This window comes from Zobellella denitrificans (genome assembly GCF_002237365.1).
Taxonomy (GTDB): Bacteria; Pseudomonadota; Gammaproteobacteria; order Enterobacterales; family Aeromonadaceae; genus Oceanimonas; species Oceanimonas denitrificans.
On the sequence record NZ_NMUO01000070.1, the window covers coordinates 1 to 20,697 of the forward strand.

Below are 20,697 nucleotides of genomic sequence, written 5' to 3' on the forward strand. Positions count from 1 at the left end.
CCCCGCCCCGGCCCCACCGGGATGCCGTTATCCTTGGACCACTGGATAAACTCCATCACGATCAGGAAGTAGCCGGGGAAGCCCATCTGGTTGATCACTTCCAGCTCGATCTTGAGCCGCTCGTCGTATTCGCCGCGCTTCTCGGCGCGCACGGCCGGATCCGGGAACAGGAATTCGAGCCGCTCCTCCAGTCCCTCTTGCGAGCACTTGACCAGGTAGTCCTCGATGCTCATGTCGCCGGTGGGAAAGTCCGGCAGGAAATATTCGCCCAGGCGCACCGTCACGTTGCAGCGCTTGGCGATCTCCACGCTGTTTTCCAGCGCCTCGGGGATGTCGGCGAACAGCTCGGCCATCTCTGCCGGGCTTTTGAGGTACTGCTCGGCGCTGTAGCGGCGCGGCCGGCGCTTGTCGTCGAGGGTGTAGCCGTCGTGGATGGCTACCCGGATCTCATGGGCGTCGAAGTCGTCCTTGTCGAGGAACACCACCTCGTTGGTGGCCACCACCGGCAGCCCTTCCCGCCCGGCCAGGGCCACCGCCATGTGCAGGTAGCTTTCTTCGTCCGGCCGCTCGGTGCGCAGCAGCTCCAGGTAGTAGCGATCGGGAAAATGCTGCCGGTAGAAGGACAGGCACTGGGCCGCCAGCTCGTCGTTGCCCTTGAGCAGGTAAATGCCGACGTCCCCGTCGCGCCCGCCGGACAGCACTATGACCCCTTCGCTGTGCTCGGCCAGCCAGGCCTTGTCGACAACGGGCCTGTGCTGCACATGACCGCGCTCGTAGGCCCTGGAGATCAGCAGGGTGATGTTCTGGTAGCCGGTGTTGTCCATGGCCAGCAGGGTCAGGCGGAACTGCTGCTCGCCCAGCTCCTCGCTCTGCACCCAGATATCGGTGCCGACGATGGGCTTGAGCCCCTTGCCGTGGGCGTCGCCGTAGAAGCGCACCAGGCCGCACAGGTTCATCTGGTCGGTCAGGGCCAGGGCCGGATAGCCCAGCTCCCGCACCCGCTTGTTGATGGGGCCTATCTTGGCCAGGCCGTCCACCATGGAAAAATCCGAATGGACGCGCAGATGGATAAAGGGAACCGGCATCAGGCCTCCGCCAGTATCAAGGCCACCGGCCTGAAGCTGCGCCTGTGCTCGGGCAGGGCGCCATGCTCGGCCAGGGCCGCCAGGTGCTCCCTGGTGGGATAGCCCTTGTGGCGGGCAAAACCGTACTGGGGATGGCGGACGTCGAGCGCCACCATTTCCTGATCCCGGGCCACCTTGGCCAGGATGGAGGCGGCGGCGATCTCGGCCACCCGGTCGTCCCCCTTCACCACCGCCCGGGCGGCCATGGGCAGCACCGGGCAGCGGTTGCCGTCGACGAAGACGAAGCCCGGTTGCACCGCCAACCCCGCCACCGCCCGCTGCATCGCCAGCAGGGTGGCGTGCAGTATGTTGAGTTCGTCGATCTCCGCCGGCGAGCAGCGGCCGATGGCCCAGGCCAGGGCCCGCTCGCGGATCAGCGGCGCCAGTTGCTCGCGCTTTTTCTCGCTGAGTTTCTTGGAGTCGGCCAGGCCGGGGATGGGATTGGCGGGATCCAGGATGACGGCGGCGGTGACCACGTCGCCCACCAGGGGGCCGCGCCCCACCTCGTCCACGCCGGCGACCAGGACATGTTCGGGGTAGATGATCTCGCTCATGGCTGTCCGGCCAGCTCCAGCACCGCCAGGGCGGCCTGCTCGTCGGCGTTGCAGCGGATCTGCTTGTGCAGCCGGGTGAAATGGGCGAGCAGTTCGCCGTTGTCGTGCTCCAGCAGCTTGCCCACCTCGTCCACGATGTGGCCGGGGGTGCATTCGTGCTGGATCAGCTCCGCCACCAGGGTCTGGTCGGCCAGCAGGTTGGGCAGGGACACGTGTTCGGTCTTGACCAGGCGCTGGGCCAGCCAGTAGCTGAAGTCCTTGAGCTTGTAGCCCACCACCATGGGCTTTTTGGCCAGCATGGCCTCCAGGGTGGCGGTGCCCGAGGCCAGCAGGACCACGTCGGCGGCGGTCATCACCTCCCGCCCCCGGCCTTCGATCAGGGTGATGTCGAGTTCGGGCGCCACTTCCGCCTTGATGGCGAGGAATTCCTGCCGGCGCCTGGCGTTGACCAGGGGCACCACGAACTTCAGCTCCGGGTGGCGCACCTTGAGCTGCTTGCACGCCTCCAGGTACACCGGGCTCAGCAGGGTCACTTCCGCATGGCGGCTGCCGGGCAGCAGGGCGAGATAGGGGCCGTCGGGGGCAAGCCCCAGCCGCTCGCGGGCGCCCCGGGTGTCGGGCGTGAGCGGCATCTGATCCGCCAGGGTATGGCCGATAAAGCGGCAGGGAGCGTCAAAGCGGTCGTAGAAGGCCTTTTCAAACGGCAAAAAGGCCAGCACCAGATCGGTGGCGGCCTTGATCTTGTGGATGCGGTTCTGCCGCCAGGCCCAGACCGAGGGACTGACATAATGGATGGTGGCAATGCCGGCCCGCTTGAGCTTGAGTTCAACCCCGATATTGAAATCGGGGGCATCGATGCCCACGAACACGTCCGGCGGGTTGTCGATAAAATGGCGCACTATCTGCCGGCGGATTTGCAGGATGCGCGGCAGCCGGCCCAGCACCTCCACCACCCCCATCACCGCCAGCTCGTCCATATCGAACAGGGCGTTGCAGCCGGCCTCGATCATCTGCGGGCCGGCGATGCCCTCTATGATGGCGTCCGGATGGCGGGCACGAAGCTCGCGGATCAGACCGGCACCTAAAGTATCGCCGGAGACTTCCCCGGCGACGATTCCGATGCGTAAGGGGCGTTGCGACTCAGGCACGAATGATCCCACGTTCATTTTGCTTGAGGAAGTCGATCATGATGCCCACCTCGGGCTGCTTTTCGTTCAGCGCCTCGAGCACGGGAAGCACTTCGGCCACCGTCTTGCCGCTGCGGAAGATTTCCTTGTAGGCCTGCTTGATGGCGGAAATGGCCTCGGCGGAAAAGCCCCGGCGGCGCAGGCCTTCGGAGTTGATGCCGAACGGCTTGGCATAGAGGCCGGCGGCCATCACGTAGGGGGGCACGTCCTTGTTCAGGGCGGCGCAACCGGCGATAAAGGCGTGGCTGCCGACCCGGCCGAACTGGTGGATGGCGGCATGGCCACCGAAGATGACATGGTCGCCGATGTGCACATGCCCGGCCAGGGTGGCGTTGTTGGCGAAGATGCAGTCGTCGCCGATACGGCAGTCGTGGGCCACGTGCACGTTCACCATGAACAGGTTGCGGCTGCCCACCCGGGTGATGCTTTCATCCTGGCTGGTGCCCCGGTGGAAAGTGCAGGATTCACGGATCACGTTGTCGTCACCGATCTCCAGGAAGGTACGCTCGCCGGCGTATTTTTTGTCCTGGCAGTCTTCGCCGATGGAGGCGAACTGGAAGATACGGTTGCGCTGGCCGATGCGGGTCGGCCCCTTGATCACCACATGGGAGCCGATACGACAGCCGTCGCCGATCTCCACCTCGGGTCCGATCAGGGTCCAGGGGCCGATCTCCACACCCTGGCCAATGCTGGCATCGGGGTGGACGATGGCGGTTTCATGGATCACTGCACTCAACTCGGTCACACTCAACCCTCGCGTTTGGCACACATCAGTTCGGCGGAGCACACCAGTTCGCCGTTCACGGTGGCCACACCGGTGAACTTGGCGATGCCGCGGCGCTCCTTCAGGTATTCCACATCCAGGATCAACTGGTCTCCCGGCACCACGGGGCGCTTGAAGCGGGCGTTGTCGATGGAGGCGAAGTAGTACAGCTCGTTCGGTTTGGGCTTGCCGACCATCTTGAAGGCCAGTATGCCGGTGGCCTGGGCCATGGCTTCCAGGATCAGCACGCCGGGAAACACCGGTTTCTGGGGGAAGTGGCCGGTGAACATCGGCTCGTTGAAAGACACGTTCTTGATGCCTCTCAGGGTCTTGCGCTCGGGGCTAATTTCATAATGGGCCACCCGGTCCACCATCAGAAAGGGGTAACGGTGCGGCAACAGTTCCAGGATCTCCTGGATATCCAACTGATTCAGTTCGTTATTCAAAATGTAACCCTACCAATCGCTTAGTCTTTTTTGTCTAGTTGTTTTTCAAGCCGGCTGAGCCGCTTGTGCATGTCGTCGATGCGCATCACCCGCGCCGCCGTTTTGCGCCACTCTTTGTTGGTCTGCAGCGGTATGCCGGAGGAATAGACGCCGGGTTCGGTAATGGGCCGCATCACCATGGCCATGCCGGTGATGGTGACCCCGTCGCAAATCTCCATATGGCCGTTGAAGACCGAAGCGCCGCCAATGATACAATATTTACCGACTTTGAGACTACCGGCCATGATGGTACCACCGGCCATGGCGGTACCATAGCCGATCTCCACGTTGTGGGCGATCTGGCACTGGTTGTCGATGATAACGTTGTCGGCGATGCGGGTATCGCCCAGGGCACCGCGGTCTATGGTGGTGCAGGCGCCGATTTCCACCCGGTTGCCGATCACCACGCCGCCGAGCTGGGGGATCTTGACCCATTCGCCCTTGTTGTTGGCGTAACCGAAGCCGTCGGCGCCGATCACCGCCCCCGACTGCACCAGGCAGTCGCTGCCCAATACCACGTTGTGGTAGAGGGTGACGTTGGCCCACAGCCGGGTACGGGCCCCCAGCCGGGTATTTTTGCCGACAAAGCAGCCGGGACCGACGATGACCCCCGCGCCCAGCACCACGCCCGATTCAATCACCGCGTTGGCGCCGATGGCCACGCCCTCGCCCAGCACGGCATCCTCCGCGATGACGGCGCTGGGGTGGATATCCACCGCCGGCGCCGGCGTGGTGTCCAGCCGCTGGGCGGCCAGGGCGAAGCCGAGGTAAGGGTCGGCCATCACCAGGCTGGCCACCGGGCAGGCGACGCTGTCTTCGGCTTTCAGGATCACGGCGGCCGCCTTGGTCTCGGCCAGCAGGTGGCGATACTTGCTGTCCGACAAAAAGGCCACCTCGCCCGGGCCGGCCTTGTCCAGGGTGTTGACCCGGGTGATCTTCACCCCCGGATCGCCCTTCAGCTCGGCACCCAGATGGCCGGCCAGCTCTTGCAGCGTTACGTTCATTGACCTGTCTCTTACTTGCTGACCTTGCTGATCACCTGCTCGGTGATGTCCAGCGAGGGGGATACATAGATGGCGGCACCGCGCTCGATCACCAGTTCCAGCCCCTGGGCCTTGGTGATTTCGTCGATGGCGGTCTTGATGCGCGCCAGCATTTTCTGCCGCTCTTCATGCTCGCGGCGGGCCTGGTCTTCTTCCAGGGAACGGCGCTTCTGCACATAGGCGCCCTGCATCTCGTTCAGCTTTTTCTGGGCATCGGCCTTTTGCTGATCGTTCATAAAGGCCATGTCCTTCTGCTGTTTTTCAACAAAAGTACGGCCATCGGCTTCCAGTTTCTGCACTTCCTTGACCCGGTTTTCAAACTCTTTCTGCAACTGGTTGGCCACTACCTGTCGCTGGGGCATTTTCTGGAACACCTCGGCGGTGTCCACCACCGCGATCTTGCCGCTCTGGGCCTGGGCCACCCCGGCGCTCAGCACCAGCGCCATTACACCCAACATTTTCATCATTTGTTTCAAGATAACACTCCTGCTTGTAAGCCATATTTTAATGTAGGGTCGATTTCAATCGACCACTCCCAACACCGGCGCCTCGCCCGGTCGAATAAATTCAACCCTACTGTCGCCGAAGACCGATGCCTGGCCCTGTAGGGTCGATTTCAATCGACCACTCCAACCACCACGCCTCGCCCGGTCGAATAAAGTCGACCCCACCGTCGCCGAATTAGAAGGTCCGGCCGATATTGAAGTTGAACACTTCGGTCTTGTCCCCTTCCACCTTCTTGATGGGGGTGGCCAGGGAGAACACCAGCGGCCCCAGGGGCGACAGCCACTGCATGCTGACCCCGGTCGAGGCCCGGAAGTTCGACAGGGAGCCGAAGTCGTAGATCAGCTCGCAACTGCTGACACAATCACTGTCGTAGGCCGTGTACTCGGTATCCCAGACGGTCCCCACGTCCACGAACAGGCTGGTGCGCAGCGAACGCTGCAGATCCTCGCCGGCGAAGGGGGTCGGCACGATCAGCTCCGCCGAGCCCGCCAGCAGGGCGTTGCCGCCGATGGCGCTGTCGGAGCCGCGCAGACCACTGCCCTCGGGATATATGGCCCGGGGGCCCACCGAGTTGCTCTTGAAGCCACGCAGGGTGCTGAAACCACCGCCGTAGTAGTTCTCGAAGAAGGGCAGGCGCTGGCTGCCGTTGCTGGCATCGCCGTAGCCGTTGCCGTAGGCGGCGCGGAACTTGCCGTGCAGCACCCAGTTGTGCTCCCGATCGATCGGCAGGTAATGGGCGTCGTCGAAGCTCAGCTTGTAGTACTGCAGATCCGAGCCGGGCACCGCCACCTTGGCGTTCAGGCTCTGGCGGCTGCCGGCGGTGGGGAAAAAGCCCTTGTTCAGGGTGTTGCGGGTCCAGCCGGCGCTGAGGTCGAAGGTGTTGAAGCTGATCTCGTTGCTGCTGTCGACATTGGCGCCGTGCAGGGTCCAGAAGTCGTCCAGCTGCAGGTAGCTGTCTTCCGGCTTGCCCAGGGAGTTGTGCTCGTAACCGGCGCTGAAGTTCAGGCTGTTGGTTTCGTTGATGGGGAAACCGCTGAGCAGGCGGGCGCCGTAGGTGGTGCTGTCGTAGTCGGCCAGGTTGGCGTCCCGCGCCTCGAACTTGCGGTAGTAGAGGCGGCCGCCCAGGCTGACCCCGTCCACGGTGAAGTAGGGGTCGGTGTACTCCAGGGACACGTCCTTGGAGTAGTCGTTCATCTGGGAGTTGATGCCCACCCGGTTGCCGGTGCCGAGGAAGTTGTCCTGCTGCAGGCCGGCCTGGATGCTGAAACCGGAGTCGGTGCCGTAACCCACGCCGAAATTGATGGAGCCGGCGGGCTGCTCCTTGACGTTCACGTCCAGATCCACCAGGTCTTCTTCACCCGGCACCCGGCGGGTTTCCACCTGCACGTCGGAGAAATAGCCCAGGCGGTTCAGGCGGGTGCGGGACTGCTCGACGTTTTCGCTCGACAGCCAGGTGCCCTCCATCTGCCGCATCTCCCGGCGCAGCACCTCATCCTTGGTGATGATGTTGCCGCTGAAGTTGATGCGACGCACATAGACCCGGTTGCCCGGCTCGATGTTGACCACCAGATCCACCTGTTTGGTGCCTTCGTCGATCTGCGGGAAGGTGCTGATGCGCGGATAGGCGTAGCCGAAGCGGCCCAGGAACTTGGACAGCACTTCCTCCATATGGGCCACGTCGGCGGCGGAATAGAGATCCCCCGCCTGCACCGGCACCAGGGCCTCCAGCTCGCTGCGACGATCGATCAGATCCCCACGCAGGCTGACGCCGGACACCCGGTACTGCTCGCCCTCCTCCACGTTCAGGGTGATGTAAACCCCTTCCCGGTCGGGAGACATGGACACCTGGGTGGAGGTGACTTCCGCCTTGAGATAGCCCCTGTCCCGGTAGTAGGAACGCAGGGTCTCGATGTCGCCGGCCAGCTTCTGTTTCTGGTAACGCTGGTCGGCCATAAAGTTCCACCAGGGCACGCTGTCGGACAGCTGCAACTGGGCCAGCAGCTGCTCTTCGCTGAAGGCCTTGTTGCCGACGATGTTGATCTGCTTGATCTCGGCGGCCGGGCCTTCCACGAATTCAAACTTCAGATCCACCCGGTTGCGGGGCAGCGGCGTCAGCACCGCCTTGACCTGGGCGGAGTACTTGCCCACCCCGTAATAGAAATCTTCCAGCCCCTTCTCGAGCGAGCTCAGGGTGGTGCGATCCAGCGGCTCGCCCACCCGCACCCCGGCGCCCTCGAGGCTTTCCATGAGCTGGGCTTCCTTGATTTCCTTGTTGCCGCTGAAGCTGATGCCGGCGATGGTGGGCCGCTCGGTCACCTGCACCACCAGCACGTCGCCATCGCGCAGCAGCTGAACATCCTCGAAGTTGCCGGAGGCATAGAGGCTCTTGATCGCCTCGGACAGACGGGCGGCGTCCACTTCCTCGCCCACCCGCACCGGCAGGCTGAGCAGGGCGGCCCCCAGGGTGACCCGCTGCAAGCCGTTGATCTGGATGTCCTGCACCACAAAGGGGGTCATGTCACCCTGTGCCTGGGCCAGCAGGCTGGCTCCCAGCAGGCAGGAGGCCACAAGCGTTTTTTTGACTGTCATTATTAGACGTTATCCTTGTGTCGTTCGCCCTAGAGGCGAGCAAAATCATTGAACAGCGCCAGCCCCATCAGCATCAGCAGCAGGGCAGCCCCAATCTTGAACCCGATTTCCTGTATTTTTTCCGGCACCGGCCGCCCGGTGACCGCTTCCACCAGATAAAACAGCAGGTGGCCACCGTCCAGCACCGGCAAGGGCAACAGGTTGATGATGCCCAGATTCACGCTCACCAACGCCAGGAAGGCAAGGAAATACACCAGCCCGAATTCGGCACTGACCCCGGCCCCCTTGGCGATGGAGATGGGGCCGCTCAGGTTGTCGACCGATACGATACCGGTAAGCAGCTTGCCGATCATCTTGAAGGTGAGCACCGTCAGCTCCCAGGTGCGCTGGAGGCCCGCCCCGATGGCCGCCACCGGGCCATAGCTGAGTTCGAACCGGTATTGCTCGGCCACCGGCAGCACCTCCGGCGCCAGGCCGGCATAGCCGATCACCCGCTCCCGGCTTTCCCGCCGCTCCGGGGTCAGGGTCAAACCCACTGTCTGACCTTCACGATTCAACAAGAGTTCCATCGGCTGCTCGGGAGCAGCCTGGATCAGCTCCACCACCTGGTTCCAGTGTGCCAGGGGTTCACCGTCCAGCGCCTGCAGGGTATCGCCGGGTTGAACCCCGGCCAGGGCCGCCGGCCCGCCGCTCACCACCTCGGCCACGGTCAGGGTCAGCTCCGGCCCCACCGGCACCAGTCCCAGGGCGGCGATGGGCGAGGTTTCGTCCGGGTTGAACTGCCACTGCTCAAGCGGTATCCGGTATTCCCGGCGCTGGCCGTAGCCGTCTTCGGCCTCGAAACGGGTCTGGGATTCCCCCAGGCGGCCGATCAGGGCGAAATTCACGTCTTCCCAGGTACGGACGCGCTTGCCGTCGATGGCCACGATTTCCATGCCCGGGGCCAGGCCGCCCTGGGCCGCCGGCGAGCCGGGCGTTACCTCGTTCAGCACCGGCTTGACCGCCGGCACCCCTATCATGAACATCAGCCAGAAGGCGAACACCGCAAACAGGAAATTGGCCATGGGCCCGGCCACCACTATCGCCATCCGCGCCCATACCGACTTGCTGTCGAACGCCTGGTGGCGCTGCTCGGGTGGGATCTCGTCCACCCGGCCATCCAGCATCTTCACATAACCGCCGAGCGGGATCATGGCCACCACGTACTCGGTGCCATCCTTGCCCATACGGCGCCAGATCGGCTTGCCGAAGCCGATGGAAAATCGCTCTACCTTCACCCCGTTGCGCCGGGCCACCCAGAAGTGGCCGAACTCATGCACCGCCACCAGGATGCCGAGGGCGACGATAAAGGCGCCCAGGTTCCACAATACGCCTGTCATCACCGTCTCCTGATTATCTCTGTTGCACTACGACGGGCCTGGTCATCCAGCGCGAGGATGTCGTCCAGGCTGCCTACCCTGGTCAGACCCAGGTTTTGCACCACCGTTTCATTTACCGCCGCTATGCCCATATAGTCCAGCCCGCCGGCCAGGAAGGCGGCCACCGCCTCTTCGTTGGCGGCATTGAGCGCCGTGGTGGCGCCCTGCCCCGCCGCGCAGGCCTCGATGGCGAGCCGCAGGCAGGGATACCGGGCCATGTCCGGCGCCATAAAGGTCAGCTCCCCCAGGCGGCAGAAGTCCAGCGGCGCCACCCCCGAGCTGATGCGCTCCGGCCAGCCCAGGGCATGGGCGATGGGGGTCATCATATCCGGCTGGCCCAGCTGGGCCAAGACGGAACCGTCCGAGTACTGCACCATCGAATGGATCACCGACTGGGGATGCACCAGCACCTCCAGTTGTTCGGGCGGGGCATTGAACAGCCAGCGCGCCTCTATGTATTCCAGCCCCTTGTTCATCATGGTGGCCGAGTCCACCGAAATCTTGGGCCCCATCGACCAGTTGGGATGCGCCACCGCCTGGGCCGGGGTCACCGCCGCCAGCTCCGCCAGCGGCGTGTAGCGGAAAGGCCCGCCGGAGCCGGTGAGCAGTATCTTGCCGATGCCGGCCTCCCTCAGGCTGCCCCGTCCCGGCGTTTGCTGCAGCTCGGCCGGCAGGCACTGGAAGATGGCGTTGTGTTCGCTGTCCACCGGCAGCAACCGGGCCCCGTGCCGGTGCACCGCCTCGATGAACAGTTCGCCGCTCATCACCAGCGCTTCCTTGTTGGCCAGCAGCACCCGCTTGCCGGCCCGCACCGCCGCCAGGGTGGGCAGCAGGCCGGCGGCACCGACGATGGCCGCCATCACGCAGCCGACCTCGGGCTCCGCCGCCACCTCGCACAGGGCCGCGGGCCCGCTCAGCACCTGGGTGGAGGAGCCCAGCTCCGCCAGCCGGCGACGCAGTTCGCCCGCCGCCTGCTCGTCGGCCATCACCGCGTAGCGGGGACCGAACTCCAGGCAGTCGGCCAGCATCCTGTCCACCTGCCGGCTGGCGGTGAGCGCAAATACCGAGAACCGCGCCGGATGGCGCCGCACCACGCCCAGGGTGCTCTGGCCGATGGAGCCGGTGGCACCCAGTATGGTCAGCCTTTCCATGCTCAGCCCCGCCCCATCAACTGCACTACCACAATAAAGACCGGCAAGGCGGCGGTAAGACTGTCAATTCGATCCATGATGCCGCCATGGCCCGGCAGTATCTGGCCGGAATCCTTGATGCCGGCCTCCCGCTTGAACATGCTCTCCACCAGATCGCCCAGCACCGAGGCGAACACCGCCACCACCGAGGCCAGCAGCAGGACGCCGCTTTCCCGCCACGGCAGGCCCAGGGCCTGGGTCACCACCAGGGCCAGCAGGCTGGCGGCGGCCACCCCGCCCAGCATGCCTTCGATGGTCTTGCCCGGGCTGACCCGCGGGCACAGCTTGTGGCGGCCCATGGCCTTGCCCACGAAATAGGCGCCGGTGTCCGCCGCCCATACCAGGGACATCACGAACAGCAGCAGCCAGGCGCCGAAATAGGGATTCTGCTCATACTGGTAACTGCGCAGCACCAGCAGGGCCCAGAAGAAGGGGATCAGGCTCATCAGGGCGAACAGCGCCTTCAGCCAGAGGTGATCGCGCCAGAGGGCGGCGGAGCGGGGATAGGCCAGCACCAATCCCAGGGCCAGCAGCCACCACAGGGCGCCGCCATAGAGTACCGCCGCCACCCAGGGGTGCAGCCCGGCGGCCCAGATCTGCGCGATGGGGACCGACGCCATCAGGGCGATCAGGACCAGGGCCAGGGAAACCATCACCACATTGGCCTTGCGGACATCGATAAAGCGCCCCCATTCCCGGCCGGCCAGCAGGAAGACGCCGGTGGCGAACAGGGCGAAGAACGGCAGCGGCAACAGGAAAATGGCGGCCAGCACCAGGGGGATCAGGCACAGGGCCGTTATGATTCTAAGCTTCAGCAAGCAATATCCTCTCTTATTGAAATTTCAATCGACCGTCCCAGCCACGGTGCCGCACCCGGTCGAATAAATTCGACCCTACTCTCGGATTCCCGCCAGCCTCACGCCTCGCGCTCCGCCACCAGGGCACGGATCTGCGCCCCGGTGCAGCCGAAGCGACGCTCCCGCTCCACGAAGGCGGCCACCGCCTCGCTGAACGACTCCTCGCCGAAGTCGGGCCAGAGCACGGGGGTGAAATACAACTCGGCATAGGCCAGTTGCCAAAGCAAAAAGTTGCTGATGCGCTGCTCGCCCCCGGTGCGGATCAGCAGATCCACCGGTGCCAGATCGGCCAGCTGCATGTGCGCGTCCAGCTGTTGTTCGGTAATGTCGCCCGGGGCCAGCTCGCCGGCGGCCACCCGTTCAGCCAGGCGGCGCGCCGCCTGGGCGATATCCCAGCGCCCGCCGTAATTGGCGGCGATATTGAGGGTCAGGCCGGTATTGGCTGCGGTCAAGGCCTCGGCATCGGCAATCTTGCGCTGCAGGTGGTCGCTGAAGGCACCGCGCTCGCCGATGATGCGCAGGCGGATATTGTTGCGGTGCAGCTTGCGCACCTCGGAACCCAATACGGCGATAAAGAGGCCCATCAGGGCGCTGACTTCCTCTTCCGGGCGGCGCCAGTTCTCGCTGGAAAAGGCGAACAGTGTGAGGGCATCGAGGCCGAGCTTGTAGGCAAAGGTGACCGCCTCGCGCACCGCCTTGACCCCGGCCTTGTGGCCGCTTACCCGGAACTTGCCGCGCTGCTCGGCCCAACGGCCGTTGCCGTCCATGATGATGGCGACGTGGCGGGGTAGCTGGGATGGCTCCTTGAATGCTGCCGTGGTTGGCATTGAATCACTCCTGCACAAAGACAAACGCCGTGCAGGCAGCTACACGGCGTCGGCTACTATACCTGATGTAAGTATCAGATTTCCATTAACTCTTTCTCTTTGGCGGCGAGGGCTTCGTCCACCTGCTTGATGTAGAGATCGGTCAGTTTCTGGATATCGTCCTGGGCGCGGCGGTCGTCGTCCTCGGAAATTTCCTTCTCTTTCAACAGCGCTTTCAGATCACCGTTGGCATCGCGACGGATGTTGCGGATGGCCACCCGGCCCTGTTCGGCTTCATGACGGACCACCTTGATCAGATCCTTGCGGCGCTCTTCGTTCAGCGGCGGCAGCGGAATGCGGATGGTGGTGCCGGCGCTGGATGGGTTCAGGCCCAGGTCGGAACTCATGATGGCCTTTTCCACCGCCTGGATCATGGAGCGGTCGAACACCGTCACCGCCAGGGTACGGGAGTCTTCGGTGGTGATGTTGCCCACCTGCTTGAGCGGGGTGGAGCTGCCGTAGTAGTCCACGTAGATGGTGTCGAGCAGGCTGGGATGGGCCCGGCCGGTGCGCACCTTGTTCATCTGGGTTTTCAGCGCTTCCACGCTTTTTTCCATCCGCACCTTGGCGTCGTTCTTAATGTCGTTAATCACAGTCGTTATCCTCTTTGGTCCTGGGTGAAGTGTCAGGCGTGAGGCGTGAGGAGCAACATGAAGTGCGAGGGGAAATTCGCCTCACGCCTCCCGCCTGACACCTCACTCCACAGAGTTACTTGCGGCAGATAAGGGTGCCTTCGGTTTCCCCCATCACGGCGCGGCGCAGCGCACCCGGCTTATTCATATTAAAGACCCGGATCGGCAGGTTGTGATCCCGCGCCAGGGTAAAGGCGGCCAGATCCATCACCTTGAGCTCCTTTTCCAGCACGTCGCTGTAGTCGAGATGGTGGAACAGCTCCGCCTCGGGGTTCTTCATGGGATCTTCGCTGAACACGCCGTCAACCTTGGTGGCCTTGAGTACCACGTCGGCCTCGATTTCGATGCCGCGCAGGCAGGCGGCGGAGTCGGTGGTGAAGAAGGGGTTGCCGGTGCCGGCGGAGAAGATCACCACCCGCCCCTTGCGCAGCAGGCTGATGGCTTCCGCCCAGTTGTAGCTGTCGCACATGCCTTCCAGGGTAATGGCGGACATCAGGCGAGCATTCACATAAGCACGGTGCAGGGCATCACGCATGGCCAGTCCGTTCATCACGGTCGCCAACATACCCATGTGGTCGCCCACCACGCGGTTCATTCCCGCCTTGGCCAGGCCCGCACCACGGAACAGGTTGCCGCCGCCGATCACCAGGCCGACCTGAACGCCCAATTCAACCAGTTCCTTGATTTCCTGCGCCATACGCTCCAGTACGGCGGGGTCGATACCAAAGCCTTCCTCTCCTTGCAGCGCTTCGCCGCTGAGTTTGAGAAGAATGCGTCTGTATGCGGGTTTGGGATTGGTACTCATGCTTTTCTATTCCTGGTCATAGAAAGACCGCGACGGGTGTCGCGGTCTGGATAGCACTAAATGGCGGGAATTAACCCTTGGCGGCGGCGATTTGCGCCTGAACTTCGGCGGCGAAGTCTTCTTCTTTACGCTCGATGCCTTCACCCACTTCGAAGCGGACGAAGCCCAGGGCGTCGGCGCCTTTCTGCTTCAGTACGTCGGCAACGGAGACGGACGGATCCTTGACGAAGGGCTGACCGGTCAGGGAGATCTCGCCGGTGAACTTCTTCATGCGGCCTTCAACCATCTTCTCGGCGATGTCTTTCGGCTTGCCGGAGTTGACGGCGATGTCTACCTGGATTTCACGCTCTTTGGCCACCACTTCGTCGGACACGTCTTCGGGCTTGACGAACTGCGGGCTGCAGGCAGCCACGTGCATGGCCACGTCTTTGGCCACTTCTTCGTCACCGCCTTTCAGGTTGACGATAACGCCGATGCGGGTGCCGTGCAGGTAGGTGGTCAGGTTGTCGCCTTCCACCAGCACGATGCGGCGCAGGCTCATGTTTTCGCCGATCTTGGCGATCAGGTTGGTGAGGGTGGTTTCCACGCTCTCGCCATTCTCGAACTCGGCAGCCTTCAGGGCGTCCAGATCATTGATCTTGTTGGCCAGGGCGATGTCGGCCACTTTCTCGCCGAAGGCGCGGAAGCCGGCGTCCTTGGCAACGAAGTCGGTTTCGCTGTTCAGTTCGATCATCACGGCGGTGTTGCCGGCCTGGCGCACCAGGATGACGCCTTCGGCGGCGATGCGGCCGGCTTTCTTGGCGGCTTTGGCCTGGCCGGACTTGCGCATGTCTTCGATGGCCTTCTCGATGTCGCCATTGGCTTCGATCAGGGCTTTTTTACAATCCATCATGCCGGCGCCAGTGCGCTCACGCAGTTCTTTTACCAGGGCGGCGGAAATATTTGCCATCTCTAATATCCTCGGTCTTGGTCTACAAGAAAACAGGGGCACAAGGCCCCCGTTAACCCATTACTTGCGTATGGTTAATAAAGGCTCGAGCTCTTCGCTCAGACTTTATTATTCTTCAACGACGTAGTTGTCTTCGGCTTGCACGGCCAAGTCTTGCGCACGGGCGGTGGTCACGGCGTCAGCAGCGGCGTTCAGGTACAGCTGAACGGCGCGGATGGCGTCATCGTTACCGGGAACGATGTAGTCGATGCCGTCCGGGTTAGAGTTGGTGTCCACTACCGCAACCACAGGAATGCCCAGGTTGTTGGCTTCCTTGATGGCGATGTGTTCGTGATCGGCGTCGATGACGAACAGTACGTCGGGCAGACCGCCCATGTCCTTGATACCGCCCAGGGACTTCTCCAGCTTCTCCATTTCGCGAGTACGCATCAGCGCCTCTTTCTTGGTCAGCTTGTCGAAGGTGCCGTCTTGAGACTGGGTTTCCAGCTCTTTCAGGCGGCTGATGGATTGACGTACGGTTTTCCAGTTGGTCAGCATGCCACCCAGCCAGCGGTGGTTGACATAGAACTGATCACACTTGGTAGCGGCTTCTTTAACGGCTTCAGAGGCTGCGCGCTTGGTACCAACAAACAGGATCTTGCCCTTGCGGGAGGCAACGCTGCCCAGGTAGTTCAGGGCGTCGTTGAACATAGGTACTGTTTTTTCCAGGTTGATGATGTGAACCCGGTTGCTGGCGCCGAAAATAAAGGGCTTCATCTTGGGGTTCCAGAAACGGGTCTGGTGACCGAAGTGAACGCCGGCTTTCAGCATGTCGCGCATAGAAACTTGTGCCATGATTTCCTCTAAATAGTGTATTGGGTTAGGCCTCCACACATCCCATGGCTCCGACCCGAAGGCACCCTGGAGCATGTGCCGATGTGTGTGTGTGTTAAAAAGTGAATGTGTCGTGAGCGGCCAAACCGGCAGGCATGGCTGTCACGGCGCGCTTTATACCATGAAAGTGCGCCGCGCGCCAGTACGAGCGCGAGGCAAGGCAAGACCGCCACTGGAAGTTGAACCCGCTTGCGGTTACACTTTTGCCCCTTCAACGGCATGGCCGACAGCCGCCCCGAGCGACACGGATGCGACAAAACCGGGCACCCACATCACAGAGACGAGTTTAATGAGCATAGTCATAAAAACCCCGGAAGAAATAGAAAAGATGCGCGTGGCCGGCCGCCTGGCCGCCGAGGTGCTGGAAATGATCGAGCCTCACGTCAAGGCCGGCGTCACCACCGACGAACTGAACCAGATTTGCCATGACTATATCGTCAACGAACAGCAGGCGATTCCGGCGCCGCTCAACTACCACGGCTTTCCCAAGTCCATCTGTACCTCGGTCAACCATGTGATCTGCCACGGCATTCCGTCCGACAAGAAACTGAAGGACGGCGACATCATCAATATCGACATCACGGTGATCAAGGACGGCTACCACGGCGATACCTCCAGGATGTTTTTTGTGGGCAAGCCCAGCATCATGGCCGAGCGGCTGTGCCGGGTGACCCAGGAATGCATGGAACTCGGCATCAAGATGGTGAAGCACGGGGTGCGCCTGGGCGACATCGGCGCCGCCATCCAGCAGCATGCGGAAGCCCACCACTACTCGGTGGTACGGGAATACTGCGGCCACGGCATCGGCCGTGAGTTCCACGAGGAGCCCCAGGTGCTGCACTACGGCAAGCCGGGCACCGGCGAAGTGCTGCAGGCCGGCATGTGCCTGACCATAGAGCCGATGATCAACGTGGGCAAACGCCACAGCAAGATGCTGGGCGACGGCTGGACCGTGGTGACCAAGGACCGCAGCCTGTCGGCCCAGTACGAGCACACCATACTGGTGACCGAGGACGGCTGCGAAGTGCTGACCCTGCGCAAGGACGACCATCTGCCGCGTATTATCAAGGCGTGAGGCGTGAGGCTGCTTAGCCAACGACCAACATGTCTCCAGCTTTTTTCAGCCTTGGAGTCGAACGCCGTCCCCTGGAGCGCAGGCGGCTCGCCTGCTTTCCCGCACAGCGGGAACCGCTAAACCGTAGGGTCGACTTCAGTCGACCAAACGCCACACCCAAGCCACGGCGTCACACCCCAACGGTCGAATAAATTCGACCCTACAGGTCCAATGCCACACCCACACCACGGCATGACACCCATGCGGGCGGGCCGCCCGCGCCCCAATGAACCGTGCAAACCCTCGGCTATAGCGGCGTACGCCGTACCCTGGAGCGCAGGCGGCTCGCCTGCTTTCCCGCACAGCGGGAACCGCTAAACCGTAGGGTCGAATTTATTCGACCGGACCACGGCGCCGGTGGCGGGACGGTCCACTGAAGTGGACCCTACGGACGGAGGTGTCTGTTGGGTCGACTTCAGTCGACCAAACGCCACACCTAAGCCACAGGCGTAACCCCCAACGGTCGAATAAATTCGACCCTACAGACCCAATGCCACACCCACACCACGGCATGACACCCATGCGGGCGGGCCGCCCGCGCCCCAATGAACCGTGCAAAACCTCGGCTATAGCGGCGTACGCCGTACCCTGGAGCGCAGGCGGCTCGCCTGCCTTCCCGCGAAGCGGGAACCGCTAAACCGTTTGGTCGACTTCAGTCGACCAAACGCCACACCCAAGCCACAGGCGTAACCCCCAACGGTCGAATAAATTCGACCCTACAGACCCAATGCCACACCCACACCACGGCATGACACCCATGCGGGCGGGCCGCCCGCGCCCCAATACCCCGTGCAAACCCTCGGCTATAGCGGCGTACGCCGTACCCTGGAGCGCAGGCGGCTCGCCTGCTTTCCCGCACAGCGGGAACCGCTAAACCGTAGGGTCGAATTTATTCGACCGGACCACGGCGCCGGTGGCGGGACGGTCCACTGAAGTGGACCCTACGGACGGAGGTGTCTGTTGGGTCGACTTCAGTCGACCAAACGCCACACCCAAGCCACAGGTGTAACCCCCAACGGTCGAATAAATTCGACCCTACAGACCCAATGCCACACCCAAGCCACGGCGTCACACCCCAACGGTCGAATAAATTCGACCCTACAGGTCCAATGCCACACCCACACCACGGCATGACACCCATGCGGGCGGGCCGCCCGCGCCCCAATGCCCCGTGCAAACCCTCGGCTATAGAGGCGTACGTCCCCTCTTTACATATTCACCACTATGTCCTCGGCGAATTCCGAGCACTTGCGCAGGATGGCGCCTTCCATCAGCCGCTCGAAGTCGTAGGTGACCGTCTTGTTGGCGATGGCCCCTTCCATGCCCTTGATGATGAGATCGGCGGCTTCCACCCAGCCCAGGTGGCGCAGCATCATCTCGGCGGAAAGGATAAGCGAGCCCGGGTTGACCTTGTCCTGCCCCGCGTACTTGGGCGCGGTGCCGTGGGTAGCCTCGAACAGCGCCACTCCGTCGCCGATATTGGCGCCGGGGGCGATGCCGATACCGCCCACCTGGGCCGCCAGGGCGTCGGAGATATAGTCGCCGTTGAGGTTCATGCAGGCGATCACGTCATACTCGGCCGGACGCAACAGGATCTGCTGCAGAAAGGCGTCGGCGATCACGTCCTTGACCACGATCTCCCGGCCGTTGTTCGGGTTCTTGAAGGCGCACCAGGGGCCGCCGTCGATAAGTTTGGCCCCGAATTCCTCCCGCGCCAGCTCGTAGCCCCAGTCCTTGAAGGCGCCTTCGGTGAACTTCATGATATTGCCCTTGTGCACCAGGGTGACCGAGTCGCGGTTGTTGTCGACCGCGTACTGCAGGGCGGCCCGCACCAGGCGGCGGCTGCCTTCGCGGGAGGCAGGCTTGATACCGATGCCGCAATCCTCGGGGAAGCGGATTTTCTGCACTCCCATCTCATCGCGCAGGAAGTCGATGACCTTTTGGGCCTCGGGGCTGCCGGCCTTCCATTCGATACCGGCGTAGATGTCTTCGCTGTTCTCGCGGAAGATCACCATGTCGGTGAGTTCGGGCTGTTTCAGCGGGCTGGGGGTACCCTGGTAATAACGCACCGGGCGCAGGCAGACATAAAGGTCCAGCTCCTGGCGCAGGGCCACGTTGAGCGAGCGGATGCCTCCGCCCACCGGGGTGGTCAGCGGCCCCTTGATCGCCACATGATAGTCGCGGATAAAGTCGAGGGTTTCTTCCGGCAGCCAGGTGTTCTCGCCATAAACCCGGGTGGATTTTTCGCCGGTGTAGATCTCCATCCAGCTGATCTTGCGCTCGCCGCCGTAGGCCTTGGCCACGGCCGCATCCACCACCCGCAGCATCGCCGGGGTGATGTCCACCCCGATGCCGTCGCCTTCGATAAAGGGAATGATGGGATCCCGGGGGACCACCAGCTTGCCGTCGGCATCCAGGGTGATCTTTTGTCCGTCCGTTGGCACCGTCACTTTTGATGTCATGGCTTTCTCCTGGCTTGTTGATATTGAATTATTACCGGAGCGCAGGCGGGTGGGCCGCGCTCCATTGGACGCACCGCACGCCATATAGGCCCTGGCATCATAGGTTAAAGATCCGGCTATTAATATTGGCCCAGTCACAGTTCCGGGGCCCTGTCATTCGCCGGCCGGGGCGCACTCTGTTATGCTGAACCCCCTGTTTCATCAAGCATTTTCACCATGAAGACCAGAAGACCCCGTCCCGCACCCCGACCAAAGTCTAACAGGCCGCCGGCCGGGCCGCCGACCACGCTGCTGTTCAACAAGCCCTATATGGTGCTGTGCCAGTTTACCGACGGCGATGGCCGTCAGACCCTGGCCGACTATGTGGACGTGCCCGGTGTCTACGCCGCCGGCCGGCTGGACCGGGACAGCGAGGGCCTGCTGGTGCTGACCAACGACGGCGCCCTCAACGCCCGCCTGACCCAACCCGGACGCAAGACCGAAAAGACCTATTGGGTGCAGGTGGAGGGCGTGCCCACCGACGCGGACCTCGAACGTCTGCGCCAGGGGGTGGAATTGAACGACGGCCCCACCCTGCCGGCCAGGGTCCGGTTGATGGCCGAGCCCGCGGTATGGCCGCGGGTGCCGCCCATCCGCGAGCGCCAGGCCATTCCCACCAGCTGGCTGGAGATCAAAATCACCGAGGGACGCAACCGCCAGGTGCGGCGCATGACCGCCCATATCGGCTTTCCCACCCTGCGCCTGATCCGCTATGCCATGGGCGACTGGACGCTGGGCGAGCTGCAGCCCGGACAATGGAGGCAGCTATGAGCCATGCGGTCACCCTGGCGGTGATAGTGCGTGCCGGCGAGCGCTTTTTGATGGTGGAAGAGTGGCAGCAGGGGCGCATCATGTTCAACCAGCCCGCCGGCCACCTGGAGCCGGGCGAGGATCTGCTGGCCGGCGCCCGCCGCGAATTGCTGGAAGAAACCGGCCTTGCCCTGCCCATCGAGCAGGCGGTGGGCATCTACCAGTACCAGGCGCCGGACAGCGGCAAGCACTTCGTGCGCTTTACCTTCTGTGTGGAGGTGGCCGAGCCGCTGGCCACCCATCCCCAGGATCCGGACGGCGACATCATCCGCTGCCACTGGCTGACCCTGGCCGAGATCGAGGCCCTGGGCAGCCAGCTGCGCAGCCCGCTTATTCTCGCCTCGTTCCGCGATTACCTGGCCGGGGCACGCTTTCCGCTGGACGCGTTGAAGAGCGTGAGGGGTAAGGGGTGAGGGGTGAGGCGTGAGGG

Annotated in this window: 19 protein-coding genes and 1 pseudogene; 3 read left to right on the forward strand and 17 right to left on the reverse strand. The window is 63.0% G+C overall.

From position 1 onward, the window contains the following. The 16 genes from CGX12_RS13885 to rpsB form a co-directional block, all read right to left on the reverse strand. Window positions 1-1,085, reverse strand: a 1,085-nt coding sequence (locus tag CGX12_RS13885) for a PHP domain-containing protein (protein ID WP_142995633.1), incomplete at its 3' end; no start/stop codon positions are given. Beyond that, window positions 1,085-1,678, reverse strand: coding sequence for a ribonuclease HII (rnhB, locus tag CGX12_RS13890; RefSeq protein WP_094040467.1), 594 nt, complete (start codon window positions 1,676-1,678; stop codon window positions 1,085-1,087). The genes CGX12_RS13885 and rnhB, both read right to left, overlap by 1 nt. Continuing rightward, window positions 1,675-2,844 (reverse strand): lipid-A-disaccharide synthase, encoded by a 1,170-nt coding sequence (gene lpxB / locus CGX12_RS13895; protein ID WP_408645711.1) that lies wholly within the window; start codon window positions 2,842-2,844, stop codon window positions 1,675-1,677. Before lpxB ends, rnhB begins: the two co-directional genes overlap by 4 nt. Further along, window positions 2,819-3,610, reverse strand: coding sequence for an acyl-ACP--UDP-N-acetylglucosamine O-acyltransferase (gene lpxA / locus CGX12_RS13900; RefSeq protein WP_176442071.1), 792 nt, complete (start codon window positions 3,608-3,610; stop codon window positions 2,819-2,821). Before lpxA ends, lpxB begins: the two co-directional genes overlap by 26 nt. Before the next feature lie 2 nt (window positions 3,611-3,612). After that, complete coding sequence (gene fabZ / locus CGX12_RS13905) at window positions 3,613-4,074, reverse strand: 3-hydroxyacyl-ACP dehydratase FabZ (RefSeq protein ID WP_094040470.1); 462 nt, start codon at window positions 4,072-4,074, stop codon at window positions 3,613-3,615. A 20-nt stretch (window positions 4,075-4,094) separates the two neighbouring features. Then, window positions 4,095-5,117, reverse strand: a complete 1,023-nt coding sequence (gene lpxD / locus CGX12_RS13910; protein ID WP_094040471.1) for a UDP-3-O-(3-hydroxymyristoyl)glucosamine N-acyltransferase — start codon at window positions 5,115-5,117, stop codon at window positions 4,095-4,097. Window positions 5,118-5,128: 11 nt separating this feature from the next. Next, window positions 5,129-5,623 carry an OmpH/Skp family outer membrane protein gene (locus CGX12_RS13915; protein WP_232513311.1) on the reverse strand — a complete coding sequence of 165 codons (495 nt, stop codon included), beginning with the start codon at window positions 5,621-5,623 and terminating at the stop codon, window positions 5,129-5,131. Window positions 5,624-5,837: 214 nt separating this feature from the next. Further along, window positions 5,838-8,252 carry an outer membrane protein assembly factor BamA gene (gene bamA / locus CGX12_RS13920; RefSeq protein ID WP_094040473.1) on the reverse strand — a complete coding sequence of 805 codons (2,415 nt, stop codon included), beginning with the start codon at window positions 8,250-8,252 and terminating at the stop codon, window positions 5,838-5,840. A gap of 29 nt (window positions 8,253-8,281) precedes the next feature. Next, a complete protein-coding gene (gene rseP / locus CGX12_RS13925; protein WP_094040474.1) occupies window positions 8,282-9,631 on the reverse strand; it encodes a sigma E protease regulator RseP in 1,350 nt (449 codons plus the stop codon). Further along, window positions 9,631-10,821 carry a 1-deoxy-D-xylulose-5-phosphate reductoisomerase gene (gene ispC, locus CGX12_RS13930; RefSeq protein WP_094040475.1) on the reverse strand — a complete coding sequence of 397 codons (1,191 nt, stop codon included), beginning with the start codon at window positions 10,819-10,821 and terminating at the stop codon, window positions 9,631-9,633. The genes rseP and ispC overlap by 1 nt, the downstream gene beginning before the upstream one ends. A 2-nt stretch (window positions 10,822-10,823) precedes the next feature. Further along, window positions 10,824-11,678 carry a phosphatidate cytidylyltransferase gene (locus CGX12_RS13935; protein ID WP_094040476.1) on the reverse strand — a complete coding sequence of 285 codons (855 nt, stop codon included), beginning with the start codon at window positions 11,676-11,678 and terminating at the stop codon, window positions 10,824-10,826. A gap of 98 nt (window positions 11,679-11,776) precedes the next feature. Next, window positions 11,777-12,544 (reverse strand): polyprenyl diphosphate synthase, encoded by a 768-nt coding sequence (gene uppS / locus CGX12_RS13940; protein WP_094040477.1) that lies wholly within the window; start codon window positions 12,542-12,544, stop codon window positions 11,777-11,779. 74 nt (window positions 12,545-12,618) lie between these two features. Continuing rightward, the gene (gene frr / locus CGX12_RS13945) at window positions 12,619-13,176 is read right to left on the reverse strand and encodes a ribosome recycling factor (protein WP_094040478.1); all 558 of its coding nucleotides are present in this window, start codon (window positions 13,174-13,176) and stop codon (window positions 12,619-12,621) included. Between the two features lie 115 nt (window positions 13,177-13,291). After that, window positions 13,292-14,020, reverse strand: coding sequence for a UMP kinase (gene pyrH, locus CGX12_RS13950; RefSeq protein ID WP_094040479.1), 729 nt, complete (start codon window positions 14,018-14,020; stop codon window positions 13,292-13,294). Between the two features lie 70 nt (window positions 14,021-14,090). Then, window positions 14,091-14,969, reverse strand: a complete 879-nt coding sequence (gene tsf, locus CGX12_RS13955; RefSeq protein ID WP_094040480.1) for a translation elongation factor Ts — start codon at window positions 14,967-14,969, stop codon at window positions 14,091-14,093. A 108-nt stretch (window positions 14,970-15,077) separates the two neighbouring features. Next, window positions 15,078-15,803, reverse strand: coding sequence for a 30S ribosomal protein S2 (gene rpsB, locus CGX12_RS13960; protein ID WP_094040481.1), 726 nt, complete (start codon window positions 15,801-15,803; stop codon window positions 15,078-15,080). A gap of 328 nt (window positions 15,804-16,131) precedes the next feature. Here rpsB and map point away from each other — a divergent pair, with 328 nt between their 5' ends. Beyond that, window positions 16,132-16,917, forward strand: coding sequence for a type I methionyl aminopeptidase (gene map, locus CGX12_RS13965; RefSeq protein WP_094040482.1), 786 nt, complete (start codon window positions 16,132-16,134; stop codon window positions 16,915-16,917). A 1,247-nt stretch (window positions 16,918-18,164) separates the two neighbouring features. On the opposite strand, the gene icd is transcribed toward map, so the two are convergent. Then, window positions 18,165-19,418 (reverse strand): NADP-dependent isocitrate dehydrogenase, encoded by a 1,254-nt coding sequence (icd, locus tag CGX12_RS13970; protein WP_094040483.1) that lies wholly within the window; start codon window positions 19,416-19,418, stop codon window positions 18,165-18,167. Window positions 19,419-19,634: 216 nt separating this feature from the next. Between icd and rluE the strand changes: the two are divergent. After that, a pseudogene (gene rluE, locus CGX12_RS13975) lies at window positions 19,635-20,225 on the forward strand (23S rRNA pseudouridine(2457) synthase RluE); the annotation flags it as partial. Next, window positions 20,225-20,680, forward strand: a complete 456-nt coding sequence (locus tag CGX12_RS13980; RefSeq protein ID WP_094040485.1) for an NUDIX hydrolase — start codon at window positions 20,225-20,227, stop codon at window positions 20,678-20,680. The pseudogene rluE and the gene CGX12_RS13980, both read left to right, overlap by 1 nt. The last annotated feature ends 17 nt before the right edge of the window (window positions 20,681-20,697 follow it).